Source organism: Anaerocolumna sp. AGMB13020, assembly GCF_033100115.1.
Lineage (GTDB): Bacteria > Bacillota > Clostridia > Lachnospirales > Lachnospiraceae > Anaerocolumna.
Map to the genome: position 1 here is coordinate 1523279 of NZ_CP136910.1, position 25178 is coordinate 1548456.

Annotated in this window: 25 protein-coding genes; 11 read left to right on the forward strand and 14 right to left on the reverse strand. The window is 38.3% G+C overall.

The annotated features are described in order from the left end of the window. Window positions 1-111: 111 nt before the first annotated feature. Complete coding sequence (locus R2R35_RS06005; RefSeq protein WP_317733603.1) at window positions 112-1158, forward strand: nucleotidyltransferase domain-containing protein; 1047 nt, start codon at window positions 112-114, stop codon at window positions 1156-1158. After that, the gene (locus R2R35_RS06010; protein ID WP_317733604.1) at window positions 1148-1714 is read left to right on the forward strand and encodes an NUDIX hydrolase; all 567 of its coding nucleotides are present in this window, start codon (window positions 1148-1150) and stop codon (window positions 1712-1714) included. The genes R2R35_RS06005 and R2R35_RS06010 overlap by 11 nt, the downstream gene beginning before the upstream one ends. A gap of 89 nt (window positions 1715-1803) precedes the next feature. On the opposite strand, the gene R2R35_RS06015 is transcribed toward R2R35_RS06010, so the two are convergent. The 6 genes from R2R35_RS06015 to R2R35_RS06040 form a co-directional block, all read right to left on the reverse strand. Next, entirely contained in the window at window positions 1804-2637 is an 834-nt protein-coding gene (locus R2R35_RS06015; protein ID WP_317733605.1) for a sugar phosphate isomerase/epimerase family protein, read from the reverse strand. A 178-nt stretch (window positions 2638-2815) separates the two neighbouring features. Continuing rightward, on the reverse strand, window positions 2816-3562 hold the full coding sequence (locus tag R2R35_RS06020) for a DUF4886 domain-containing protein (protein ID WP_317733606.1): 747 nt from the start codon (window positions 3560-3562) through the stop codon (window positions 2816-2818). 305 nt (window positions 3563-3867) lie between these two features. After that, entirely contained in the window at window positions 3868-4281 is a 414-nt protein-coding gene (locus R2R35_RS06025; protein ID WP_317733607.1) for a MarR family winged helix-turn-helix transcriptional regulator, read from the reverse strand. 175 nt (window positions 4282-4456) lie between these two features. Then, window positions 4457-4966: a GNAT family N-acetyltransferase gene (locus tag R2R35_RS06030; protein ID WP_317733608.1), complete on the reverse strand. Its 510-nt coding sequence runs from the start codon at window positions 4964-4966 to the stop codon at window positions 4457-4459. 37 nt (window positions 4967-5003) lie between these two features. After that, complete coding sequence (locus R2R35_RS06035) at window positions 5004-5903, reverse strand: polysaccharide deacetylase family protein (RefSeq protein ID WP_317733609.1); 900 nt, start codon at window positions 5901-5903, stop codon at window positions 5004-5006. Window positions 5904-5967: 64 nt separating this feature from the next. Then, window positions 5968-6783 carry a purine-nucleoside phosphorylase gene (locus tag R2R35_RS06040; protein WP_317733610.1) on the reverse strand — a complete coding sequence of 272 codons (816 nt, stop codon included), beginning with the start codon at window positions 6781-6783 and terminating at the stop codon, window positions 5968-5970. Between the two features lie 513 nt (window positions 6784-7296). Here R2R35_RS06040 and R2R35_RS06045 point away from each other — a divergent pair. The 4 genes from R2R35_RS06045 (at window position 7297) to R2R35_RS06060 (ending at window position 9318) form a co-directional block, all read left to right on the forward strand. Continuing rightward, a complete protein-coding gene (locus tag R2R35_RS06045) occupies window positions 7297-7692 on the forward strand; it encodes a DUF2089 domain-containing protein (protein WP_317733611.1) in 396 nt (131 codons plus the stop codon). A 392-nt stretch (window positions 7693-8084) separates the two neighbouring features. Further along, on the forward strand, window positions 8085-8531 hold the full coding sequence (locus tag R2R35_RS06050) for an SHOCT-like domain-containing protein (protein ID WP_317733612.1): 447 nt from the start codon (window positions 8085-8087) through the stop codon (window positions 8529-8531). Continuing rightward, entirely contained in the window at window positions 8521-8859 is a 339-nt protein-coding gene (locus tag R2R35_RS06055) for a hypothetical protein (RefSeq protein WP_317733613.1), read from the forward strand. Before R2R35_RS06050 ends, R2R35_RS06055 begins: the two co-directional genes overlap by 11 nt. A gap of 123 nt (window positions 8860-8982) precedes the next feature. Next, complete coding sequence (locus tag R2R35_RS06060) at window positions 8983-9318, forward strand: phage holin family protein (protein ID WP_317733614.1); 336 nt, start codon at window positions 8983-8985, stop codon at window positions 9316-9318. A gap of 96 nt (window positions 9319-9414) precedes the next feature. Here the strand turns inward: R2R35_RS06060 and R2R35_RS06065 are convergent, their stop codons facing one another. Together R2R35_RS06065 and R2R35_RS06070 are read right to left on the reverse strand one after the other, a co-directional pair. After that, the gene (locus tag R2R35_RS06065) at window positions 9415-10302 is read right to left on the reverse strand and encodes a DegV family protein (RefSeq protein WP_317733615.1); all 888 of its coding nucleotides are present in this window, start codon (window positions 10300-10302) and stop codon (window positions 9415-9417) included. 138 nt (window positions 10303-10440) lie between these two features. Then, the gene (locus tag R2R35_RS06070; protein ID WP_317733616.1) at window positions 10441-11001 is read right to left on the reverse strand and encodes a TetR-like C-terminal domain-containing protein; all 561 of its coding nucleotides are present in this window, start codon (window positions 10999-11001) and stop codon (window positions 10441-10443) included. Between the two features lie 174 nt (window positions 11002-11175). Between R2R35_RS06070 and R2R35_RS06075 the strand changes: the two genes are divergently transcribed. Next, complete coding sequence (locus R2R35_RS06075; RefSeq protein WP_317733617.1) at window positions 11176-12417, forward strand: hypothetical protein; 1242 nt, start codon at window positions 11176-11178, stop codon at window positions 12415-12417. 55 nt (window positions 12418-12472) lie between these two features. Next, window positions 12473-13087, forward strand: coding sequence for a methyltransferase domain-containing protein (locus R2R35_RS06080; RefSeq protein WP_317733618.1), 615 nt, complete (start codon window positions 12473-12475; stop codon window positions 13085-13087). Between the two features lie 61 nt (window positions 13088-13148). Here the strand turns inward: R2R35_RS06080 and abc-f are convergent, their stop codons facing one another. From abc-f to hcp, 5 genes are all read right to left on the reverse strand, one after another. Continuing rightward, complete coding sequence (gene abc-f, locus R2R35_RS06085; RefSeq protein ID WP_317733619.1) at window positions 13149-15176, reverse strand: ribosomal protection-like ABC-F family protein; 2028 nt, start codon at window positions 15174-15176, stop codon at window positions 13149-13151. 523 nt (window positions 15177-15699) lie between these two features. Further along, entirely contained in the window at window positions 15700-16122 is a 423-nt protein-coding gene (locus R2R35_RS06090; RefSeq protein ID WP_317733620.1) for a hemerythrin domain-containing protein, read from the reverse strand. A 23-nt stretch (window positions 16123-16145) separates the two neighbouring features. Further along, window positions 16146-16709, reverse strand: a complete 564-nt coding sequence (locus R2R35_RS06095; RefSeq protein WP_317733621.1) for a hemerythrin domain-containing protein — start codon at window positions 16707-16709, stop codon at window positions 16146-16148. 37 nt (window positions 16710-16746) lie between these two features. After that, on the reverse strand, window positions 16747-17355 hold the full coding sequence (locus R2R35_RS06100; RefSeq protein WP_317733622.1) for a hypothetical protein: 609 nt from the start codon (window positions 17353-17355) through the stop codon (window positions 16747-16749). A 328-nt stretch (window positions 17356-17683) separates the two neighbouring features. Then, entirely contained in the window at window positions 17684-19549 is a 1866-nt protein-coding gene (hcp, locus tag R2R35_RS06105) for a hydroxylamine reductase (protein WP_317733623.1), read from the reverse strand. A 366-nt stretch (window positions 19550-19915) separates the two neighbouring features. On the opposite strand from hcp, the gene R2R35_RS06110 reads away from it, so the two are divergent. From R2R35_RS06110 to R2R35_RS06120, 3 genes are all read left to right on the forward strand, one after another. Beyond that, window positions 19916-20599, forward strand: coding sequence for a response regulator transcription factor (locus R2R35_RS06110; RefSeq protein ID WP_317733624.1), 684 nt, complete (start codon window positions 19916-19918; stop codon window positions 20597-20599). 1 nt (window position 20600) lies between these two features. Then, on the forward strand, window positions 20601-22058 hold the full coding sequence (locus tag R2R35_RS06115; protein ID WP_317733625.1) for a sensor histidine kinase: 1458 nt from the start codon (window positions 20601-20603) through the stop codon (window positions 22056-22058). 259 nt (window positions 22059-22317) lie between these two features. After that, complete coding sequence (locus R2R35_RS06120) at window positions 22318-23415, forward strand: hypothetical protein (RefSeq protein WP_317733626.1); 1098 nt, start codon at window positions 22318-22320, stop codon at window positions 23413-23415. 75 nt (window positions 23416-23490) lie between these two features. Here the strand turns inward: R2R35_RS06120 and R2R35_RS06125 are convergent, their stop codons facing one another. Continuing rightward, complete coding sequence (locus tag R2R35_RS06125) at window positions 23491-24960, reverse strand: GGDEF domain-containing protein (RefSeq protein WP_317733627.1); 1470 nt, start codon at window positions 24958-24960, stop codon at window positions 23491-23493. Window positions 24961-25178 lie beyond the last annotated feature (218 nt).

Consider the following 25178-nt stretch of genomic DNA (forward strand, 5'->3'; position numbering starts at 1 on the left):
GATAGGAAGAAATGGCATTTAAAATTGACATGTACGATTGTAACAGCTACAGAAATATCATATAATTATAAAACACTTATTTACTTCATACAGAGGACAAAGGAGTACATTATGAATTTCCGTAATTTGCTGGATACAAAAGAATATGAATTCTTAAAAACTGACAAGCATTTAGGCGATAAGATTATTCTTCTGGGTTTAGGCGGCTCACATGCTTATGGTACTAACATCGACACCAGTGATGTTGATATCAGAGGCATTGCTTTAAACAGCAAATCTGATTTAATTGGTATGAGCAGCTTCGAGCAGAGAGTAAATGAAGCAACGGATACAACCATCTACGCTTTTAATAAAATCATTGGCTTATTGCTTAATACAAATCCAAACACAATAGAAATGTTAGGTTTAAAACCAGAACATTATCTGTTGATAACTCCAATCGGAGAAGAATTGCTTGCGAAAAAGAATTTATTTCTATCAAGAAGATGTATACATTCGTTTGGCGGCTATGCGACGCAACAGCTTAGAAGATTACAGAATGCAATTGCCAGAGATACCTTAACACAGCCTGAAACCGAAGGACATATCCTTAACACGATAAACGATATGTTATTTGATATTAAAACAAGTTATGAACAGTTTGAAGATGGTAAAATTAAGCTCTATATAGACAAATCAGACAGAGAAGAGCTGGACACTGAAATTTATATGGATATAGCTTTGAACCATTATCCGCTGAGGGATTATAAAAACCTTTGGTCCGAAATGAACAATGTGGTCAAAGAATATAGTAAAATAGGCAAACGAAATAGTAAGAAAGATAAGTTACACCTCAATAAGCACTGCATGCATCTGATCAGATTATATATGATGTGTCTGGACATTCTTGAAAAAGAAGAGATTAATACCTTTAGAGAGAACGAACATGATCTACTTATGGATATTCGTAGTGGTAAATTTATGCATGAAAACGGTAACATGAGACAAGAGTTCTGGGATTTATTGAATGAATATGAAAAGAGATTCAAATATGCGAAAGATAATACGGGTTTACCTGAGAATCCCGATTACAAGCAGGTAGAAGAATTTGTTATAAGTGTAAATGAAAGAGTAATAACAGGAGAGTATGAATATAAAGGAGGAAGCCATGAATTATAGAGCCGCTATTGAAGCTTACAAACCAGTTAATGAACAGGAAGCACAGGATAAGAAAGTTATCCTCGATTATATCAACTCTTTTGGAGATAATGTATTACTAAGAGATAACGAAATTGCACACATTTCCAGTTCCGGCTTTATTATGAACCGTACCCTGGATAAGGTATTATTAGTACACCATAATATCCGAAATGTATGGTCCTGGACCGGCGGACATGCTGACGGTGATAAGGATATGTTATATGTATCAATAAAGGAAGCAAAGGAAGAAACCGGCCTGACCCAAATAGAGCCTCTGTCAGAAGACATCGCCTCCATTGACATACTCCCCGTATTCAGGCACAGAAAGAACTCAAGGTTTGTCAATGCACACCTGCACCTCTCCGTTGCTTATATCCTTATCGCTGAAGAAAAAGCTGCCCTTCACATCTGCGAAGAGGAAAACACCGGGGTAGACTGGTTTTCAGTTGATAAGTTTACAGTGGAAAACTTTTCAGAAGAAGATGTATATCTGTACAATAAACTACTTACCTTTGCACTTAGTATTACGAAATAAGGAGGGTTAACTGTCTTTTAAGATTCCCTGAATATGAATATTTAAGTAATTACATCCCTAAAATAAAGGAAGCTGATGGTCGGTTGCATTTACCGGTAGCTTCTGGCTTTGATCCAATCCACTGAAGCTCTCAGGCTTTCTGCTGTTTTTGTTTCCAGTACACATCTGCTTCCGGTCTTCTCGGCCAGGGAAAGTCTTTCTGCCAGATCGATTTCTCCCTGCCCGAGGGTCATATGATTCTGTTTTCCTGCTCCGTCATGAATATGAAAATGTTTTAACCTTCTTTTATGATCTATTAGAAATTGTTCGTCTACGTCTTTTGCAGCATGGGAATGGCCGATATCCCAGGTCAATGCAAATACCTTGCTGTCAAGCAATAATTCAATCCCTTCTTTTTGAAAAGACCGAAATCCGTCCGTATTCTCCAAAGAAATTACGAGGTTTGAATTGCCGATTACCTTCTGACAGTTATCCCGGAATACCTCCAGCTTCTTTAGATAGATATCCTTGTACTTTTCGTAAAGATAAACCTTCTTATCAGGCAGGGTAATGTAGATACCACTATGCATATGCATGTTCAATAACGGAACCTTTAGTGCCAGAGCTGCTTCAATGGTTTCATAGACCGTAGCTTCATAAGCTTTTGCCACTGCCTGGTTGAATTCACAGACATTTAAATTTTCCTCAAGATGAATGGTATAATAATGGCCATACTCTTCTGATATTCTTTTAAGAAACTGGGTTTCTTTTAAATGTTCCAAGGTATATTGGGGCAGGTTCATGTTTAGTTCAATGAAATCTAACCCTGCTGCTTTACATAGTCTTGCATTTTCAGCCAATGTTTCATATTCAATTAAGGTAGGCATTCCAAAATCCATGATTTTATCTTGTATAATGAGCCTCAAAAGAAATTCAAGATACATTTTCCTTTCTCTTTTATACCCAGAACATATGCTGTACACGCATATGTTCTGAAGTTTTTTGGATCACCACAACTGATTCAGATAAAAATGTCGTTTTATCTTAAGGTATTTATTATAATCTCATTGTACAAAGGGTTCTCCCAGGTTGCGGTTGCTTCTCTTGCCCTTAATTTAAATATTATTTTAAGAATCCAGATACTTTCTCTCTTATGAATGAAAGAAGCTTTGTATCCACCTCTTCCTCTCCCTTTTCAGGAACAAAAGTGTTCGCTGAAATATTACCATGCAGCAAGGTCTTGTACCAGGTCAAGGCAAGGGCATAACGTCCGTATGGTATATTCATATGAAAGCCGTCTCTGCACAGGCTCATTCCGCCATTATCATAATCAAACTCCGGTAAACTTCTTAAATACTGGATAACATCACCGCAGGGTATGAGTTTTACAGAAAGCTTTTCTGCAGCTATATCATAAGCTTTTGTAAGTTCTGCATACATCTTTTCCTGACTTTTATCATAATATCCGTATTCTCCATGATTCGAATCCTTCTCATATGCCCAGGTTTTGTGAATCCACTGTTTCGCAGCGGGCACCTGGCTGCTTACATATTCGGAAAGCTTTTCAAGATAGGGATAGTAACTGTCAGGCAGTCCGCTTAGGCCGCTGCACTGCTGCAGGGTAATCACATCCCAGTTATCTTCAGAAAGTGCCTCCTGAATGGATATCTTCCTGCCGGTATACTCTCCGTTTATCTGGTAATCATAATCTGCTATGTTTCCTTCTACATTTTCCTGGTGCCTTTGCAGGGAACAGCCTCCAATATAGAGATTCACTACCTTGCTATCATATCCGCCGGCTTTTGCTATCTGATATAGATATGCTGTTGCATCCTCTGAAAAACTGTTTCCGATAGCCAATATTTTCATAACAAAATCCTCCTTGTAATATCCATAACACCATCATACTGCAATATAGTGTAAAAAGAAAGTACAAGGAGGATTTTTATAAAAGCTGCACCAAGTTTATGAATTTGTTTATTGTTTGGAAATCAGAGAATAAATTTGATTATAAGAATCCTTCATAGGAATATCAGAAAGCTTTCCAGAGAAACAAACAGACAATCACGAAGCAAGGAAAGGGCAGTCTGCCTTTTTTATGAATAGTTATGACAGTGAAAAACCCGTCATGCAGGTCCCTTCCTTGCGAACTTATTGGGATAATAGACTTGAATTTACACAAGATTATCTTTCATCTTGCTGAATACTTTTAAGATTACGAACTGTTCCTCTTCGGTTATGCCTCCAAGCGCTTGTTCCAAGAGAGCAATTACAAGAGGTTCTGTTTCTCTGTAGGCTCTTTCACCTAAAGGTGTCAGACTGTAAATGTGTTTCTTCTTTTCTTCCGATACATCAATGATATAGCCTGCTTTTAACAGCTGTTTTATGTTCCTGGTCAAGGAATTTGCTTTAATATATTGGCATTTTTCAATATTCACAAACGCATTGGGTCCTTCATGGAACAAATAATAGACTACTGCATATTGGTTACCGTCTAGATGGTAAGCAGACAGACAATTGTTCAGCCGGCTGATGTAAGAATTATAAAGCGCAACGTACTGACCGAAAAAATTGATATGTGGCTGCATAAGTTCTCCTATATAAGCTATTTATATATAAGCTTGAATAAACTTTAACCACTTTCAATATTAAAATGCCATAGAATGAAACCTTTTTATTTATGAAAGCTGAAATAACTTTATTCAACTTATATAGTAACTTTTAAAGGATAGCATATCAATTTCATGATGTAAAGACATAACCTTAAAAACTTTCTTCTCTTTCCATGACAAAATCATCCATAACAAAACCGTTACCGATATCCTTTACCTGCGTGCGAATCTTTCTGAAACCTAATTTTTCATATATAGTTATACTGTTACTATTATCGCGATTAACAGTAAGCCATATTTTTTGAAGCTTTCGCTCTTTGCAAATAGCTTTAAGATATCCCATAACCTCTTTCCCAAAGCCTTTTCCTCTGCATTCTTTTTTCATATAGAATTTACTTAAAAACAGCGAGGGTATCTCTTCTTCTATTTTTATACTTATAAAACCTGCCATTACACCCTGGTCGAAAAGCAGATAATAATCATACCCTTCCTTCTCAATCTGGGCGGTGATCGCTTCCTTACTCTGAAATTGCTCCAACATATAGTCTATCTGCTCTTTTGAGATTATCGTAATATAATGTTCCAGCCAGATTTCCTCAGCTGCTGCGGCTATCTGAATAATATCTTGTTCTGTTTGTGCTTTCTTAAATTGTAAGCTCATCTTGATTCCTCTTATCGTGTTTATAAGAAATTTTTCTTTATTTTCGTTTTATAGTTTTCTCTGCATCCTCTAACAGTTTATCAATGGGATAATTATGGGATCGGCAGATTCTTTTAAGGGAAAACAATGTATCCTTATCTTTTGAGATCCGATTCAAACCATAATCACAGGTTAATGCTGCCTTAAAGCCCAATTTTTTAATTATTTCAATGGTATCATCACTATATTCACCATAAGGTATGGTAAAGGTCGTCGGGGTGATACCGGTCATTTCAATAATTTCCTGCTGCAGTTTCATAAGATCTTCTGTGAGAACCTTTTCGTATTCTTCTAAGGATTCTCCCTTCTTCTGCTTGCTGCCAATTCTTCCGCTATGTGTCTTGTGGAGATTATATGTATGATTCTGGATTTCAATAAGCCCTGATTCCAGCATTTCATTTAAGAGAGGCCAGGTCAAATGGGCATATTCCAGATGATCATCTCCAACTCTTGTGAAATCATCCGTACTTTTTCCGATGATGGACAATACAATTTTCATATCATACTCCTGCATAACAGGATAAGCATATCGATAGGTGGTAAGATATCCGTCATCAAAAGTCAGCATGATTGGCTTTTCCGGAAGCGGTTTATCTTCATATACATACCCCAGGAGATCCTCCATTGTAATTGAGGTATAGTTATTCTCTTTTAAGTACTTTAAATCACTTTCAAATTCATTGGGATGGATGATATCCTTACCGGAATTTGATTTTTTGATATCATGGTACATTACAATTGGCAGATATAACTTCTCCTCCGTATTATCCACCTCTTCCACCGTTTCATTGGAGGAGGTGGCAATCTGCCCCGGCGAAATATTAATCAATGGAATTGTCAATATAATAAGCAGAGCTATTAATGCAACTGAAATAAAAACATATCTTTTATTGGACATATACAAACACCTTAAGACCGATTAATACAATATATGTTTATCTCCTTGCTTTATCCCAGTTAAATTACTTCATCTCTTCAACGACTGCATTTATGAGGAGACTTAAGTCACTGGAGGCCTTTTTAGCTATTTCTATTACTCGTTCATGTGAATGTTTGACCTTCTGTATTCCTGTTGCCATATTGGTTATGCAGGCTATTCCAAGTACTTTCATTCCAAGATAATTGGCTGCTATGGTTTCCGGTACAGTTGACATTCCCACAGCATCTGCCCCATGGTTCCTGATCATCCGTATTTCAGCAGCGGTCTCATAATAAGGCCCCTGAAAACCTGCATATACGCCCTCACCATAAGGAATAGAAAGCTTTTCTGCTGCATTTCTTGCCACTTGCAGGAGCTCCAGGTTGTATGGCTCTGTCATATCCGGAAATCTTGGCCCAAATCTTTCATCATTTACTCCTATCAGAGGATTGGAAGGCATCAGATTGATGAAATCTTCAATTAGCATTAATGTTCCCGGTGAGAAGCTTTCCTTAATACCTCCGCAGGCATTGGTCAGTATCAGGTTACTAATTCCCAGTAGCTTCATGACAAAGACCGGATAAGTTACCTCTTTCATGGAATATCCCTCAAAGAAATGAAATCTCCCCTGCATAATGAGCACTGACTTTCCCTTTAATTTCCCAATTACCAGGCGCCCGGCATGTCCCGCAACGGTGGACTGGGGAAAATGGGGGATATCTTCATAGTTGATGATTTCCGTTTCTGTCAGGGAATCTACCAGGTCTCCAAGTCCTGAGCCCAGGACAATTGCAATTTCCGGTGATAATTTTAACCTGTTCTTTATATATTCTGCTGATTGCACTACTTTATCGTACATAGGTTCCTTTCTTTCGTTACTGAAATTTCATTATAATGATTTATTTCAGTATTTATTGTGATATTCTATATTATAGTTACATTAATAAATATTATAAGATATTTTTCCGAAGTTTACAAATCGGAATTCATACAGCTGGATAAAAGAGAAATTCATCTCAAATAAACATAACAGCTTTGAAACTATAAACAATGTGTTTGGAAAAGTAATTACCAGTGATATCACTTATTTCAATACTTATTTCCAGAAAATCAAACAAATCTTAGTTCGCAGGAATTTAATCATGCAAGAGAAAAGCTGAACCAGAAGTAAGTTTACAAACTGGAACCTCGGATTCCAATTCAGCTATTTTTTTAGATAGAAAGCTTATATATTAAATTTTACTCGTTTTTATTTTATTAATTTCGATATTAATATATTTAATTTTTTAATTAATATTATTAATTTTATTGTTGACATATGGAATTATTAATAGTATATTATAAATACATAAGACAAAAGGAGGTATTTTCCATGAAATATAAAGCGCCCGGAATATGTCCTGTCTGCGGAGAAAAGCTCACTATCACCAAGTTAGGCTGTCCAAGATGTCATACCTCCCTGGAAGGAGATTTTGAACCTTGTGAATTCTGCAGGCTCCCGGAAGAAGATCTTTTATTTGTTAAAGTATTTATCAAATGCAGAGGTAATATCAAAGATGTAGAGAAAGAACTCGGAATCTCGTATCCTACAGTAAGAGGTAAGCTGGATACTGTTATCAGAAATCTGGGCTTTGAAGTACCGGCCAAAGAATCGGCAAGAGATTTGGAAATTATAAAAGAAGCGAAAAATGAGATTCTTGAACAGATTTCCAGAGGAGAGCTATCACCCAAGGAGGCTGCTGAACGTATCAAGAAGCTGAACTCATAAAGAATATACCTTATTGTGATGAGCTTTTCATGATTATGAACTTTTCATAATTATAAACACTTAAAGATATGGACTCTTTCAAAAATGAAGCTTTGAAAGAGAATGAGCTGCTTTAGCAGTATACTTCTCTAAAAACAGATTATAGAAAGACAACGAGATGCTTTCGTAGGGAACTCCTTTAGAAATGTAATAAATAAAGACAATGAACTGCTCTAGAAGTAAACTCCTTTAGAAACGGTATATTAAAAGACAATGTCAGAATTCATTAAAATGCTTGTAATTTCTATTGGCATTTTAACTGTGCTTGAACCAGTAAAACATAGAAACTTTAAAACATAGAAACGATAGATTCAGTTTCTCGAAACATGCTATATTAAATGGGAGGTTATAATATGAACGAACAACTTAAGATTCTTGAAATGATTGAAAAAGGCCAGATAACAGCTTCTGAAGGAATGGAATTGCTGGAAGCCTTAGGAACAGCAAAAGAAACTGACAGCACCCCGCTACCTGCCACTTACCCTGCCACCCGAAAGACCAATTACAAGTTTCTGCGGATAAAAGTTTCTGCAGATAAAAAATCGCTAAACGTCAATGTCAATGTTCCCCTTGGATTAATCACTACACTTGGCGAAGTTGCAGGTAAGATTGTATATCACATTCCTGCGGAGGCCAGAAGTAAAATGGAGAGTAATGGTGTAAATTTATCCGAAATCGACTTCTCCAGTATTATCAGAGAGTTGCTTAATGGTACTTTGGAGGATCCGAATATCGTAGACGTTGAGGTTTGGGATGACGAAAGCAACGGAAATATCCGGGTAAAGATTTATGTTGAGTAAGCTCTACCCGGTCTTGTGGATATCAATAAGGATACGGGAGGAGAAGAATTTTTCACTTTCGCTTCCCCTATCCCTTTTTGTAATAGATGAATTGTTAGACTGCGTCCAGGATCTTGTGTCTATTGCTGTTTGGTTCATACCGGAGAAGAAGTTTAAGCTGTCTCGCAATGATAGTATCAATCTGCCTGTACAGAGCTTCTCCCCCTCTGCCATTTCTGAAATGCTTAAAGGCACCAGAGTTCTGTTAAAATCATTTAAAACCAGTGAATCCTATGATCTGGTTAATGTGACTACTGACAATGTACGGGTATTGATTAAAATGCTTTAAGTATAGCTCTTTTTGTTACGGTACATCCGAACAATACCTCCTTATTGTTTTGTTCGTTGAAAAATGCATTGCATTTTCCTTTTCTGAATTTAGGTGTGCTATAGCACACAGATGGGAGTTATCATGAAAAAAATACTTTTTAATTATCTCTCTTATATAGCCGTAATCTATTTATTGTCCATGGCGATTCCCAGTGTTACAATCTACAGCACCGGTGGGTTATTGACAGTTGGTCTTGTTTTGTTATTTGTGAATTTATTGATAAAACCTTTGCTTTTGCTGGTAACCTTCCCTCTTAATGTTATAACCTTGGGTTTGTTTAGTTTTGTGGTAAATGCCTGGTCTATTATGATTGCGGATTATTTTGTAAGAGGAATTTCCATGGGAGGATTCTTCAATTCCTTACTGGCAGCATTATTTATAAGCCTCTTAAAGGGACTTTTGGAAAGCAAAAAATAGACTGCATAAAAGCTGTTTCATTGAATAAAGGGCCGGAAGATACCATCAGGTTACTTCCAGCCCTTTATTCCTTAACAATAGCCACTTCTATAGGCTTTAATCAACTCGTTTATCACCAACAAAGAAGAGGGCCACCGTCCCTGGTCCAGTATGTGAGCCGATTACTGTACCTATATTATTTATCAGGACTTTCCCTTTAAGCCCGGGAAATCTCTCTTCTATCATATCAGCCACCAATCTGGCATCTTCGTAACAGGCAGACTGGGAAATGTAGCACTTTCCATTATAAGCCTGCCGATCCTGTGCATGTTCCTCCATACGTCTTACCATTTCCTCTGATACCTTACGTTTGCCACGGTACTTATCTCTTGGTATGAGCTTTCCTTCATGGTTTACATTCAGAAGAGGGCATATCTTAAGAATCGTTCCGAAAGCAGCTGAGGTAGCTGAAATTCTGCCGCCGCGGTAATAACTGGTGAGGTCTGTGGAAAAGAACCAGTGATTTACCTTAAGTTTATTCTCCTCCAGCCAATTGTAACAGGCTTCTAGGCCTATCCCTTCCTGTTGCTTTTCTTTTGCCAGGGTTATCAGCAATCCGTATCCGGAGGATGCTGCCAGGGAATCCAGTACGACCACCTTTTGATCAGCATACTTTTCATTTAAAATATCCCTGCCTATACAGGCAGAATTATAGGCTCCTGAAATACCGGAGGAAAGACTGATATGCAGAACGTCTTTTCCCTCTTTCAGAATCGGCTCCCAGACTTCCATATACTGTTCCGCATTGGGCTGAGATGTGGTAGAAGTTGCACCATCTTTTATTTTGTTGTAGAAAATATCAAAAGGCATGGATTTTCCCATATCATCCACATATTCCCTGCCTTCCATTGTATAGTGAAAATGTATGACGGAGATGTTATTCTCCTCAAAAAACTCCAAGGACATATCTGCCGTTGAACAGCAGGTAATAATAAAGTCAGACATCTTCTAACCTCCTGGTACTGTATTGTATTCCTGACAAAGGGTTGTTATAGTATCAATCCTGCTATACAAGCCACCTTATGTAGTATTTAAAACTATTATATCTCTAGTAGCAAGCCTTGTAAAGTACAGGCTTGCTATTTATACCTTCTTTTCGTATTTTTTCAGAGCATTTGTATAATTGCCCTGAAGTAGAATTCCCAGCTTTTCCATAATAATTTTAGGTTCTTCCTTCATTCCTTTATCAATCCAGTCTAATAACAGCCCGGCAAAAGCAAATTTGTAGAAGTTGGCTATAAAGACTTTGTCCTCCTCTTTCACTGACATTCCTTCCGCAAATTCTTCTAAGACCCCTGATAGAAGATTGTAGGACTCATGATGCAGGTAACGCTCCAGATGCTCTTTGTTCACAGAATGATAGGTACTCTTAACAAAGGATTTATTCTCCAGAACATATTCAAAAAGGCATAAAAATCCTTGCTCCCAGGTATCTGCTGTCTTATTACCGCCCAATGCTTTTGTAGCTTCACTGGCATAGATCCATTCAACCAGATCATAGATATCTTTAAAATGATAATAAAAGGTCTGCCTGTTCAAATCACAGTCCTCGGTGATATCCATTACTGTTATTTTCTCAAGAGGCTTTAGCCTCAGCATTTTTTTCAATGAAGAGGCAAGTGCCTTTTTCGTAGTCTGTGACATTGGTATTCCTCCGACCCTATAAAAACATAATCTGTTTCATTATACAAAAATAAACCCTGTCCATCAATAGATTTAACTATTGATATTCAATTGTTTGTTCTTTATAATACGGTTAATGACAATAATTAGAATACCCTGAACATATTCCGGTATTAGATATAGAGGTGCACATCTATGGACTGTTTAAAAGATATGATAAAAAGTTCCTTTCTTCCTGTAATAAGAGAACAATGGCTTACTGCAAAAGATACTTTTCCTGAATTTCTGGAAAAGATTACAGATACCAAAAAAGCGGTCAATGAAAACGATGTTCAGGGCATATCTGAAAAAATCCTCCTGCTGGTAAAGAAATGTCCACGTTTTCCTTTAAAACGCAGGCGTTGGAAATTTCAGATGGATTCCCTACTATCCCAGGTTCTTCTATCAGAAACCATTATACAGCTTCATACCTACCTCTCTGCGGAAAGCCTGGATAGCTTTGTCACAGAAGTTAAGGATTTTCTTAGAGAAGTGAGAGCGTATACCCCGGAGCTCTCCTTTGCCGATATCGGCCAGGCTCTTAGAAATTATATTGTTTATATGATGTTTAAACAGATACATAAGGATGCCTCACCTTTTTCAAAAACCTGTTATGGTTATAGTATGCTCTACCCTTACACGGATAATTATATCGATCATCCAGGAAACTCTTCCTCAGATAAAGCTCGCTATAATACACTGATACAGGATTTTCTGCATAAGAAGCAACCGTTTCCCTCCTGTACCCACGACACAAAGACTCTGCACTTTCTCACGGCAGCTTCTGCTGCAGCGGACAGTAATGCTTCTGACACTGCCCGCACCCTGCTCCTTATGATGTTGGATGCCCAAAAGGAAAGTCTAAAACAGCAGAACTCTGATAAGCCTTTAACCCTCGAAGAAAGACTTGCAATATCACTTTACAAAGGAGGTGTATCTGTATTAATCGATCGTTATTATGTAACAAAAGAAATGACAAGAGAAGATTATCTCTTCTACCTTGGCTTCGGATTCTTTCTGCAATTGGCCGATGACCTGCAGGATATCGGAGAGGATTTCAAAAGAGGCGGGCAGACCTTATTTACTCTAAGTCTGCAGGAAGATGCACTTGAAAAGCTTGTAAATAAGCTTCTTCATTTTGTCCATAGTCTCTGTTCCTCCTTCTGTCCGGAAAATACTGCTTTTCTGCAGTTTGTAAGAAACAGCAGTTATCAGCTGATAGCCATGTCCTTAAATAGGAGCAGGGAATACTTCTCTGCAGATTATATAAGACAAATGGAAACCTCCTTTCCAGTATCCTTTGCCTGCCTGGAGCAAGGAAGGCAGGGACCTTTCGGTAATCTGGATTCTACCGACCAGAAAAAGTATCAAAGAGTCATTGATGCCCTGCTTTCATAAACTTTTTTGTGGGATTATAAATTGATTGTTAGCATAGATGATAGCAGCTCTTGAATTGTGGTACGAGAATCAAAACCGTCTCCCCTCAGATGCTACCGTACTGTTATCGGATATATCCTCCGGCATGTTAAGAAATGCCTCCTCCCGATTAAAAGCTAGCCCCGGTAATTATGAATACAGGCAATTTGATATGCAGGATATTCCCTATGAGAATGAAACCTTTAACCTTGTAATTGCGAATCATGTATTATTTTATGCGAAAGACAGAAAAAAAGCTTTGGCAGAGCTGAAACGGGTTTTAAAGTCTGGGGGATGCCTTTGTCTAAGCACTTACGGTCAAAAACATATGCAGGAAATTGAAGCTTTGGCAAAGGATTACGATGAGAGAATAGCCTTATCAGAAGTAAAACTCTTTGATATCTTCGGTCTTGATAAGGGGGCGGAAGAATTAGAAGAATTGTTTCAGGCTGTGGAAAAGCATTGCTATTCCGACAGCCTGTTGGTAAAAGAGGTTAAACCTCTCGCAGATTTTATTTACTCCTGCCATGGTAATCAGATGCGTTTCTTAAAAGATTCCAAGGAGGATTTTGAGAAATTCCTTGCTGCAAAGCTTGGTAAAAAGGGGTTAATGGTGACAAAGGAGGCTGGAATCTTTCTATGTTATTCTTGATTACATATTGTTATCGCTGATTACATTTTGTTATCGTTGATTGCTTATTGTTATTATTACTTTAGTTATTGCTAATAGAAAGCCATTCCTCCATTACATCTTCAAGCTCAGCTGACAGGTCTTGTTGCCTGTTATAGAGTGTATTTAGTTCCTCAAAAGGTATTTCTGGTGAATTCATACGTTCATTAACTGCTTTTAGCTCCTTCTCCAGGTTTTCTATATTTTGCTCAAGATAAGTTATACGGACTGGATTCACCTTTTTTTCTTTTTCTAAAATTTGTTTATCTTTGGTGTATGTGATTTCCTTCTTTCTTTTGCTATCAATGTTTTCTTTTACTCCGGATGTTTTGTCAATACGATTCCCCTGTTGTATACTGACTGATTTGGTGCTAATCCTATTTATTTCAGAAGTAAAACTACCCTCCAACTTTTCTTTTTCCGCCTTATAAGCATCATAATTACCGTCATAACTCTTTAGTTTCCCTTGGTTTAGCTCCAATATCCTGGTCGCTGTCTTATTCATAAAATATCTGTCATGAGAAATATAAAATACTGTTCCTTTAAAGGCCGCCAGTGTATTTTCAATATTCTCAATGGACACCGTATCCAGATGATTGGTCGGCTCATCCAGTATCAATAGATTCACATCCGTAAATAGAAGTTTACTCAACATCAAACGTACCCGCTCGCCGCCGGACAGATACTTTACTCTCTTAAAAACAGTACTTCCAAAGAATAAGAATCTGGACAGGTATTCTCTGGCTGCTCCCTCCAGAATTGAAATATCCTCGCGAAAGCATTCTAACAGAGTAATTTCTTCATTCTGAAAAGTAAGGTTCTGTGGCAGGTACGCAAGCTTTACATTACTGCCAAATTCAATGCTGCCTTTATCCGGTATTATTTCTTTTAAGAGCATTTTAAGAAAGGTAGTCTTTCCGCTGCCATTCTGTCCAATCATAGCAACTCTCTCCCTGAAATAGATCTCTGCCTCCGTTTCGTTAAATAATATCTTTTCACCAAAGGCCTTCACTAACTCCTTGGCTTTTACGACTACATTTCCCGACCTTTCTGCTTCTGAAACCTTAAGCCGCAGATTATTATCTCTTGCACCGGGTCGTTCAATCCTCTCCATTTTATCCAGCTTTATCTGCATACTGGCAGCTCTTTTGTAGAACTTTTCATTACCGCCTTTTGCTGCCCATTCTCTTAGCTGTTTCACGGACTTTTCCATATCATTGATTTTCTTCTGTTGATCTTTGTAATGCTCCTGCCATATGCGTAAATTTTCTTCCTTCTGGCGCAGAAAGTCCGTATAGTTTCCGCTGTAAGTCTCTGCTTCACCATCTTCGATCTCAATTATTTTTGTTACGGTATTATCCAGGAAATACCTGTCATGGGACACAATGATTACTGTTCCTTTATAGGTCTTTATATATTCCTCCAGCCATTCTACTGATTCCATATCCAGATGATTGGTGGGCTCATCTAATAGCAGTACATCAGGATTATCCATTAAGAGTTTACCCAGTGCGGTGGTTGTCTTCTCTCCGCCGCTCAGTACCTTGAATTCTTTCTCTAAGAATTCTTCACTGAATTTTAAGCCTTTGCAGATTCTGTTAAGCTTCTCGGTAACCTGGTATCCGCCTTTGCTTTCGTATTGCTTCAGACAGTTATCATATTTCTTTAACACTTTCTCAAGAATTGTTCCCTCTGCCTGCTGCATCTCAAGCTCAAGGCTTCTTAACTCTGCCTCTAATTCATATACCTCTTCAAAAGCCATATTAAGCACATCAATTACCCTGACCCCTGCTTCATAATCCGGTATCTGGTCCAGGTAGGCACAGGTGGTATCCTTTGACAAAAGAACCCAGCCTTCATCGTAGCCCGGCGGTACTGGTGCATATGGGTAACCTGCACAATGATTTAAGGTCAGTTTGCCTGCAATCAGTTTCATGATGGTAGTCTTACCGCTTCCGTTTTCTCCTACCATTCCTGCTCTTTCACCTTCATTTACCATAAAGGTCACGTTCTTTAAAACCAGTGTGGTGTTCATATATTTTTTTACACCATTAACAAATACGTCTTTCATTTTAATAATACCCTTTGTTATCGGGCACCCTTTCCTTTATTTTTTCCGAACAATGAAAGGTTCCAAGAGAGAAAGCACTGCTATTCCAGGGCATAAAAAAACTGCAGAAGAATACTCCTTCTACAGTGCTGTCAACTTATCTATTTAACCTGATTACAAACTGATTATTTTTTAAGAAAGACCTATCCATCTTCAACTTATAATCCAAGGTTTCCTTACGATGACTTCAGCAAAGTATATCCCTTCAAAATGCTTTCTTATAATGAACCCATTATAAAAATACTATTAAATTGATCCATAGTTGCAATTTTCAGGTGTCATACCTTACAGCTCCTTCCACGTAATACTTTATATAAGATGGTTTATCTTATAACAATAGTGTATCAGTATAATAACAAGAAGGAAACCTCAAGAATTATTTTAAAAATTTATGACCTTGATAAAATTTACCTCTACCGGGTTAAAAGCTTTTTAAATAGCAATTTTCCCTTGCAGAGGTAAATATTAATGTGACTTATTTTATTTATAGATTTTTCTCAGCAATCAAGCGGTAGAGATTTTTGTTTTCTTTATCCATACGGCTCTTAATCTTACCAAGTACGGTTTTTGTCATAGGGCGGAACTCTGCTTCTGCCGCAAGCACCTTGTTTTTGGTGTTGAACCGGTTCTTATACTCCGTAAATTCCGTAACAAGGCCTCCCATTTCATCACTGTAGGAGCTTGCCATATTTTTTATTTCCGTATCTTTGCTATCCCTTAAAGCAGGGTACATAAAATCATCTTCTGACAGCAGATGAATATTCAGAAGTCCTGCCAGTTTATTGATATGGAGAGTGATATCACTTAATAAATCAATATACTCCGTACTGAAAGTAAGACTTAGTATGATATCCAGCTCTTCTTCAATGCTGGCATGCTGCTTTTTTAATTGTTCCAGGTTAATCATTGTAACACCTCTGTTCCAGACCTTTATTCCACACCGTATTTTCCGGTAAGTTCTTTTAATATTCCAAGGCAGTGCTCTTGAACGCCCTGCTCTGTTGCTTCCTCTTCAAAGACTCTGACTCTTTCATCCACTGACTCGAGTATTTCTTTGGAAAGGCTTTTCTCTGCATAAGGATAGATTACTTCATTTTCCTTTCCGATATGCCTTTTTAACAGAACTGCGTAACCGGAAGCTCCCCCTATCATTCCAAGCTTATGAAGTGTTACCGGATTTTCTCTGTAAAGCTTAATGGAATCTTCCAGGTCGGATATGTGCAGGCGTCCCAGATCATGTTCTACCAGCATACCATGCTGAATCAAATTGGTTCCAATCTTACCTAAGTTATTAGTCATTTCAGCAAACAATACCTGTTCTTCTTTTCCGTGATGATGCTTATCTGCATAGTTTCTGGCAAAATAAATCATCTTCTCAAAATCCTCAGTTACCGGTTCTTCACCATCTATGATTTTGCAGCATGCATTTTCTACCACCTGAATAAGCTTTAAAATATTGTCATGTTCTGCTACCATTAATTCCACACTGTACATATCCATACCTCCTGTATTATTTATTATTATTTTAATTTTAGTTTAACGTAAGTTCAAAAACAGCATCGGGTTTTACAACAAATTTAATTGCTGTTCCGCTAATCAAGCCCTCAATGATTGCCTTACGAAGTTCATAATATACGTCTATAGAGCCATTTACCTGTTCCCAGTATCTGCTGTGTACACACTCAGCCTGCTGCCAGCTCGTATAAGCTGAACCCTGCTCCAGGATTTCATTTACATGGTCACAGGGCATACCATCAATGAGGCTGTCACTGATAACCTGAAAAGCATCTTCCGCATCTGCAGTAGCTGGAATACTATGTTTCCTGCCAAATTCAAAAGCCGTTTCTATCAGCTTCTCTTTTCTGCTATTGTCTTGATTTAATATTTCGGTTACTGCTAAAGCAAGCCTTCCTTCTGTAATTGAAAGCTTGGACTGTAACCAGCCATGTATGTTCATACCATCTATAATATCTTCCAGAGGCTCACTGCTGATCGTACCAAACCTCCTGGCAAGTTTATCTTCTAATTCATTATCCCAGCCATTTGCAGCACTGAGTTCTACAATATCCTTAACCAGCTCTTCCTGAAGCTTAATCTTATTATATACCCAATAATGGATCGGTCCTAAAAATGCACTCATCTCTTCTCTCCTTATTCTCTATAAGAAACAATACGCTATAAGGTGGGGCTGCCTTACAGCAATTTCTTTAAGGCAGCCCCAAGATATAGACAGGTGGTTTGCAATACCCTAAGCAGGCTTAGGATATGAGCGCTCCAAGGCGCTAGTTAGTGGCTAATGTGAAACAAAGAACATTTCACACCTTGATCTGTGCAGTGCCGCATCTACAGACAGATGCAGCCTGCACATTTGTACGCACTATACATTTGTAAAGTGCGTACAAAGGGAGTGTGTTACATGGATGAATCTATATCTTAAAGGGGGAGTTAAGCATTATAACGTTATTTTCTTACTTCGCTAACTGGTTGTTTAATTTCTCTAGTACTACATTTACGTCCATACCGTGAACTGCGCAGGCATCCTCTAAGGATTCCATCTGTGAGGAAGGGCAGCCTAAGCAGTGCATACCAACCTCTAACAGGATAGGTGCAAGGTTAGAATCGATACGAAGAATGTCGCCGATTAACATATCCTTTGTAATAGCACCTTCTACTTCTACAGTTGCAGCAACTTCTTCTTCGTTACCAAAGAACAGTTCCATATCCTCTTCAACAGTACCGATTCCGGCAATACCAAAGTTCTCTACCAGTACCTTTGCAACGTTAGGAGAAAGGAAAGCAGGTAATGTAGGTCCTAAGTGGATATTCTTAACACCAAGGTGTAATAAAGCTAATAATACGATAACAGCTTTCTGCTCATACCAAGCAATATTGTAGATAATAGGCAAATCGTTAATGTCCTCCAGACCGAATACTTCCTTAAGCTTTAATGCGATTACTGCAAGGGAATAGGAATCGTTACACTGTCCGGCATCCAGAACTCTTGGAATACCACCGATATCACCAAGTTCTAATTTGTTGTATTTATATTTTGCACAACCTGCTGTTAAAATAACCGCATCTTTCGGAAGAGCATTAGCAAAATCTGTATAATAGTTTCTGGATTTCGCTCTGCCATCACAACCAGCCATAACTACGAATTTCTTGATAGCTCCGGATTTCACAGCCCCTACTACTGCATCTGCAAGTGCAAGAACCTGATTGTGTGCGAAACCACCAACGATTTCACCGGTTTCGATTTCTGTAGGAGCTGCACACTTCTTAGCATGCTCGATGATTTCTGAGAAATCCTTCTCCTGTCCGATTTCACCGCCAATGTGCTTACAGCCAGGGAAACCAGCAGCGCCTGTTGTGTAGAGTCTGTCTTTGTAGCTGTCCTTGGGAGGAACGATACAGTTGGTTGTCATTAAGATAGGTCCGTTGAAGCTTTCGAACTCTTCTTTCTGTTTCCACCATGCATTACCATAGTTCCCTACGAAATGTGAATATTTCTTAAAGGCAGGATAGTAATGTGCTGGCAGCATCTCGGAATGGGTATATACATCTACTCCGGTTCCTTCGGTCTGCTGTAAGAGTAATTCCATATCACGGAGATCATGACCGGAGATCAAGATACCGGGGCGGGTTCCAACACCAATGTTAACCTTTGTGATTTCAGGGTTACCATAAGCAGTTGTATTGGCAGCATCAAGAAGTGCCATACCGTTAACACCATATTTACCGGTCTCTAAAGTAAGTGCTACTAACTCTTCTGCACCAAGGGTGTCATCCAGTGTCTTAGCAAGTGCTCTCTGTAAGAAAGCATCTACTTCTTCGTCGTCTTTAAGAAGAGCATTGGCATGTTTGCTGTAAGCGGAAAGTCCCTTTAATCCGTAAGTAATTAACTCACGAAGACTTCTGATATCTTCATTTTCAGTTGCAAGAACACCTACTGTAGCTGCTTTGGCAGCGAATTCAAAAGTAGTGCCTTCCCATAAAGCGGCTTCGCTTAAAGAAGCTTTATCACTTAACTGGCTGATTAATTCTTTTTTTGCATCTATAGTTGAAACGATACGTGAAGCAATTGCTTCTTCGTCAAAGTTTGCATTAGTAATGGTTGTAAATAAATTTAAGGTGATCAGGTGGTTAATTTCAGTGCTTACCTTTTTGCCTTCTTCACGAAGTTTAGTAGTCACCTCAGAGATGCCTTTTGTCACATAAACTAAAAGATCCTGAATACCTGCAACTGCCGGTGATTTTCCACAGACACCTGCCTGTGTACATCCACTGTTGCCTGCTGTTTCCTGACATTGATAGCAAAACATCTTGTTATCCATTCTTAAATCCTCCTGTATAATTTGATTATTTAGCGCATCTGCTTCCTAAGTACTGCGCTTCGATGTGTATATCATAACAGGATGGTAAAATAAATTCCGTAACATATGTTACGAACAAATAGTTTTTTTGATATTTTTTTAAAATAGTTATCTTCCATTTGATTTGCAATGCTATTTTGCTGTTTCAAACCATATTTCGTGAATAGCGAATTTTCCCCACAGTTTTTCATTATGGGTTTAACATATTGTTTTACCCAGGTATAATTGACTTATACTATGATATAACATAAGATAAAATTAAACTGTATTCACAGTTTGCTTCTATAGAATTGAATAAGTTTATTAAATAGATTGGATGGTGAGGCAATGAATGAAAAGATTATGGTAATCGAAGACGAAAAGAAAATCTCTGACGCCATTCTATATGCTCTTAAGAGAGAAGGTTATATAACAGAAGCTGTTTATCAAGGTGATGAAGCCCTTTTAAGACTTAAGGCTTTTAATCCGGATGCTATCATTCTCGATGTCATGCTGCCTGGTATGGATGGTTACGATATCTTAAAAAAACTGCCGGACAAAGGAAACAAAGGTGTGATCATGCTTACAGCCAAAGAAGACATTGTCAATAAAATATTAGGCCTTGAGCTTGGAGCTGATGATTATATGACCAAACCTTTTGACATGCGAGAACTCCTTGCAAGGCTCAAATCCCTCCTGCGCCGAATGCAGACAGCAGGTGAGAAAAAAGACACTTCGAATATACAGGTTGGCGATGTCAAACTTCATACAGGGAATAGAACCGCATATGCAGGAGAGCATTTACTGGATTTGACGCCAAAAGAATACGACCTCCTGGCTTTGTTATTAGCAAGCCCTGACAGGGTCTACTCAAGAGAACAGCTTCTGGATCTGGTGTGGGGTATGGAATACTTCGGTGGTACCCGTACAGTGGATATCCATGTTCAGCGATTACGTAAAAAATTAGGAAATGAACACTCCGATGTCATTCAAACCGTGCACGGCATAGGTTACAAAAGTATAGGGGGTTAAGGTGAGAACCAGTATAAGGATTAAATTCAGTATATTCCTGGCGGTACTTTTACTGTTTACGGTTTTTCTCCTAAGCTTGTTAGTACTAAGAGGAATCAAGACAAATCAACAGGGACAATACGAGCAGTATTTGGCAAGGCTTACGGAAACCGCAAATACTTATTTTCTTCAGACTATCCTTGGGGAATCCAATAAGGATAGTCAGAGTTTTCTGCACAATAAAGGGAAGGATTTCGCAGACCAGCTTACCTTGATCAGTGGTCAGCAGGTTATCTTATATGACAAAGAAGGCCTGGCTGTCAATAAGAAGCTGTCCTTTACAGATATAGAAAATATGAAAACTGCTCTGGCATACGCTATGGATAATAAAACTGCCTATATGATAGAAAAGGATTCTCTTTATTATCTGACTCCTTTAAAAGCCTATAACGAACAGGCAGGTGTAATACAATTCTACTATTCCCTTACAGAAAACCAACGTTTCTATTACCAGATCCAAAAGATGTTTCTTTCTATCGGCGGTACAGTATTTCTGCTTAGCTTTTTATTTGCATACTTTTATTTTAATCTATTTGCCAATGGAATCATAAGACTTTTAAAGACAGTAGAACGAATCGGGGACGGAGAGTATGAAATCTCAGTCCTTTCCCGCAGAGATGAAATCGGAAGACTGAGTATCGGTATTCAGAAAATGAGCCAGAAGATCCGCAAGAACATTGAGAACATGGAGGATGAGCAGAAGAAACTTACCCTGGCGGTTAATAAGTTATCAATGCTGGATAAACAGCAGAAGCAGTTTATAGGCAGCGTTACCCATGAGTTCAAAACCCCCTTGACCTCTATTAAAGCTTATATTGATCTCCTTGAGATGTATCCCGATGATGAAGAGCTTCTTGTTACCGCCAGGCTTAACATTAAGAGTGAAACAGAACGGTTATATGATATGGTGGAAAAGGTTCTAAAATTAGCGGCTCTGGATAAATATGAATTTGAGCTGAACAAAGAGCCTACAGATATACGACAGATGCTGCTGTCCGTCATTGCAAGTGTTCAGGGTAAAATCGATAAGTTTGGACTCCGTTTGGACATTGATCTTACAGAAGCTTATATGGAAGCAGATAAGGACAGCTTGACAATTGTCTTCGTTAATCTGGTGGATAATGCTATTAAGTATAATAGAACAAATGGCAGCATTCAGATAAAAAATTATAAAGCTGCCAATGAGGTAATAATAGAGATTACCAACACAGGAGCAGGAATACCAAAGGAAGCCGCCGAGAAAATCTTTGAACCTTTCTATACCGTTGACAAAAACAGAGCCCGGCAAAATGGCGGTGCCGGTTTGGGACTGTCTCTTGCAAAAGAACATGCTGAATTACTTGGCGGCAATATTGTTTTAGTAAATACAAGCCCAGAGGAAACCAGGTTTCGTGTTTCCTTTCCCGCATATCTTCCATAGTATGTTTGTTTTAAATCAATTGAACTCTTTGGTGCCAAGGCTTTATTACAGCAGACCTTCATAAAACCATAGGATTTAACAGACTTGATACATTTGTTTACAATTTAGATACATCTGTATATCTTATGGATACAAATACTTGGTAGGATATCTATATCAAGGAGGTAACGAGCAGGAGAAAAAGTACTCTTACTCGAAAAGAAGCTATCGTTTCTTTTGCCGGATTGTGTGCCGCTTCGTGCGGCGGAATGGAGGAAATATGAAAAATTCAAAATTTATAAGTTCTATTTTAGTAGCAGCATTAATATTAACTTTCACCGGGTGTGGAAAGAGTGAGAACAACAGCAAGGTAACCATCAAGGAACCCGGTAAGAGTATAACCGTCATTGACAATGACACAAAAGAAGAAGAAACTCCTTCCGTAACCGTAGATAAAATCGACCGATTTGATAATATCAATATTACAGACTGGCTCGACAAAGAAACTGTTATTGTATCAAAGGATAATGAATCGCTTGGTAAATTAAGTCTGTCAGAATTATCTGATTCCTATCCGAAAAGCCTGTATCTTTATAACCTTACCACCAAAGAATTCAAGTTATTAAAAGAGAAAAAAGATACGAACTTAAGCGGTGCTGTTCTGTCAGCTGATAAAAAATACCTGTTATATACTGATTATACTTTAGGTGATCCCGCTTTTTTTGTAATGAATATGAATACCCTTAAGACCTTTGTTCTTTCGAACGAAAGTATTGCAGGGGCGAAGAGCGCAAAATGGGCAGATAATGAAGTTATTGGAGCTGCTTATATCGGAGGTGCCTATACAGCTACTACTTCCGGAGATATCAGCGTATTAAAAGGCCTTGAGGAAGAAAACCTTTTTCTTGTTGATAGAATCAACGATAAAATTTATTACAATACCAGTTATGATGAAACCCTGAATATGTATGATACTGTTACCAAAGAAAAGACCACCCTGGAGTTTAAAAGTGTATCTGACATCATACCATCACCTGATAAAAATCAGATGCTTATATTGCAATACAACGGCTCCAAACTGAGCTTACTGCTTACAGATACAGATGGCAGCAACCAAAAAGTCATTGCTGAGGGAACAGAACTTGGCGGCGTTTCCTGGTCACCGGATCAGAGATTGATTGCCTATAATCTTCAGGCAGATGTTAACGGTTCTTCCGCAAAAGGCCTTTATGTATATGATGTTCTGACCGGAACTTCCACTCAGATAGCTGTCGATACGGAAAACGCGATTACTGCCTTTGGTCCTACCGGCAAAGAATTGTTCTTCTCTGAGTACAACGGCACACAATGGAATAGCAGCATCATCTATTTAAAATAACTGTTCGGAGCATAGAGCGGCATCATAATAAAAAACCGGTACCTTTCCTGCCAGATAAAGAAAGGTACCGGTTTTTTATTTTGCAGGCATATACTTTATCCCGTAGTTATTCCTGCCATTGTTTTTAACCTGATATAAAATACCGTCTGCTATATCAAAAACATCCTCCAGTCTGTCCGTTTCTGAAGGAATACAGCAGCAGATTCCGATGGATACCGTAAGTTCACCGTTAATCGGGGAAATTTTGTTCGGGATATGACTGTTTATAATACTGCTTTGTATTTTCTTTGCCAGCTTCTCGGCCACCTCTAAGGTACCATTGGGAATGATTAATACGAATTCATCTCCGCCGTAACGATATACCTCCCCATATCCATCCAGACAGTTCTTAAGAATTTTACCTACCTGCTTTAGTGCTTTATCCCCTTTTAAATGTCCATAACAGTCATTTAATTCTTTGAAATGATCTATGTCCAGAACACCTACCGCAACCATGGTCCCTGTTATCTGTGCCAGCTCCAGTTTCTTAACGCCATGCTGCTGCAATGCATAACGGTTTTTAAGCCCTGTTACATTATCCTTTTCCAGTTTTCTTTTGGTTGCCTTTATATCATCCTCTGCCTGATGCAGCTCCAATTTCGCATTCAGTGCCATGATTTTATCCTGGTTGATGAATTTCTTTAATTCCAGATACAGTTTGGTGTGGCGAATGCACATATTATCATGTTCCTTCTGCATTCCTCTGTCTTCGTAATAATCCAGCCAGAATTCCACTGCCTGGAGCATAACCGTAGGAGACTTGACTTCCTTTGATAACTGATCAAATATCTCCAGACACTGTTTCCAAAGTTCGTATTCCTTCAGATTTCTAAGGATAAAGGTAAAATTGATCATATCCTGCATAAAATCATTAACCGGCGCAGCTTTTAACTGAATGAACTCCATCATAGTCTTAAGGTTTTCCCTGACATATGCCTCCGAACCTCTTGCCATATACAGCTTGGACAGACAGCACATTATGGTTAAAAGATAGGTATCATCTTTTGTCTTGTCTGCTGTATCCAAAGCTGATAACAAATTTTCCTCCGCTTCTTTTAACTCTCCAAGCTTAAAATAAGCTCCTCCCAGATTCAGATCATTCACGACCAGCCATTTCTCATAAAGTGCATAAAGTTCTTTTCCGTTCTCGACCAGATCCTCTTTCCCTTTGATAAAAAACTCCAATGCTTTGTCTGTATCCCCCAGTTCCATATATCGGTTTCCGATATTACTGTAAAAGAGATGAAGCAGTCCTTTTACCTGATGTTTTGTACAATATTCTATACCATTCAGATAACAGTCAACAGCCATGGTCTCATTATCCATGGCACCGTAAATTACGCCAAGAAGGTTCTGGCTTCTGGCACACCAGAAGTATTCACCAAGTTCCTCGTAGCTGTTAATTGCTTCCATGCAGCTCTTAACAGCTTCCTCCAGGTGATGGGATTCTAATTCCTCCAGACTCTTATAAAATAATCTGTCCGCCTCATCTCTCGTACCTACCATGACGACCCCTTTTCTCAAATGTTATACCTGCTCCATCTGATGTTAAACTAATCTTCCTCATTATTATCCAATATTATAAGTTCTCATTGTAAAACTTACAATACTTTTTTCATATTTTTGTAATAAATTGGCTTCTGAAGCAAATTTAGCTATAAAACATCCTTAAATGCATCTCATTTCATAAAAAATGTCGGTTATAATTGCTCCACCAGCTTCTT

Coding starts and splice junctions, on each gene's coding strand:
- R2R35_RS06005 (WP_317733603.1), top strand. CDS start 112: ATGAATTTCCGTAATTTGCTGGATACAAAAGAATATGAATTCTTAAAA.
- R2R35_RS06010 (WP_317733604.1), top strand. CDS start 1,148: ATGAATTATAGAGCCGCTATTGAAGCTTACAAACCAGTTAATGAACAG.
- R2R35_RS06015 (WP_317733605.1), bottom strand. CDS start 2,637: ATGTATCTTGAATTTCTTTTGAGGCTCATTATACAAGATAAAATCATG.
- R2R35_RS06020 (WP_317733606.1), bottom strand. CDS start 3,562: ATGAAAATATTGGCTATCGGAAACAGTTTTTCAGAGGATGCAACAGCA.
- R2R35_RS06025 (WP_317733607.1), bottom strand. CDS start 4,281: ATGCAGCCACATATCAATTTTTTCGGTCAGTACGTTGCGCTTTATAAT.
- R2R35_RS06030 (WP_317733608.1), bottom strand. CDS start 4,966: ATGAGCTTACAATTTAAGAAAGCACAAACAGAACAAGATATTATTCAG.
- R2R35_RS06035 (WP_317733609.1), bottom strand. CDS start 5,903: ATGTCCAATAAAAGATATGTTTTTATTTCAGTTGCATTAATAGCTCTG.
- R2R35_RS06040 (WP_317733610.1), bottom strand. CDS start 6,783: ATGTACGATAAAGTAGTGCAATCAGCAGAATATATAAAGAACAGGTTA.
- R2R35_RS06045 (WP_317733611.1), top strand. CDS start 7,297: ATGAAATATAAAGCGCCCGGAATATGTCCTGTCTGCGGAGAAAAGCTC.
- R2R35_RS06050 (WP_317733612.1), top strand. CDS start 8,085: ATGAACGAACAACTTAAGATTCTTGAAATGATTGAAAAAGGCCAGATA.
- R2R35_RS06055 (WP_317733613.1), top strand. CDS start 8,521: ATGTTGAGTAAGCTCTACCCGGTCTTGTGGATATCAATAAGGATACGG.
- R2R35_RS06060 (WP_317733614.1), top strand. CDS start 8,983: ATGAAAAAAATACTTTTTAATTATCTCTCTTATATAGCCGTAATCTAT.
- R2R35_RS06065 (WP_317733615.1), bottom strand. CDS start 10,302: ATGTCTGACTTTATTATTACCTGCTGTTCAACGGCAGATATGTCCTTG.
- R2R35_RS06070 (WP_317733616.1), bottom strand. CDS start 11,001: ATGTCACAGACTACGAAAAAGGCACTTGCCTCTTCATTGAAAAAAATG.
- R2R35_RS06075 (WP_317733617.1), top strand. CDS start 11,176: ATGGACTGTTTAAAAGATATGATAAAAAGTTCCTTTCTTCCTGTAATA.
- abc-f (WP_317733619.1), bottom strand. CDS start 15,176: ATGAAAGACGTATTTGTTAATGGTGTAAAAAAATATATGAACACCACA.
- R2R35_RS06090 (WP_317733620.1), bottom strand. CDS start 16,122: ATGATTAACCTGGAACAATTAAAAAAGCAGCATGCCAGCATTGAAGAA.
- R2R35_RS06095 (WP_317733621.1), bottom strand. CDS start 16,709: ATGTACAGTGTGGAATTAATGGTAGCAGAACATGACAATATTTTAAAG.
- R2R35_RS06100 (WP_317733622.1), bottom strand. CDS start 17,355: ATGAGTGCATTTTTAGGACCGATCCATTATTGGGTATATAATAAGATT.
- hcp (WP_317733623.1), bottom strand. CDS start 19,549: ATGGATAACAAGATGTTTTGCTATCAATGTCAGGAAACAGCAGGCAAC.
- R2R35_RS06110 (WP_317733624.1), top strand. CDS start 19,916: ATGAATGAAAAGATTATGGTAATCGAAGACGAAAAGAAAATCTCTGAC.
- R2R35_RS06120 (WP_317733626.1), top strand. CDS start 22,318: ATGAAAAATTCAAAATTTATAAGTTCTATTTTAGTAGCAGCATTAATA.
- R2R35_RS06125 (WP_317733627.1), bottom strand. CDS start 24,960: ATGGTAGGTACGAGAGATGAGGCGGACAGATTATTTTATAAGAGTCTG.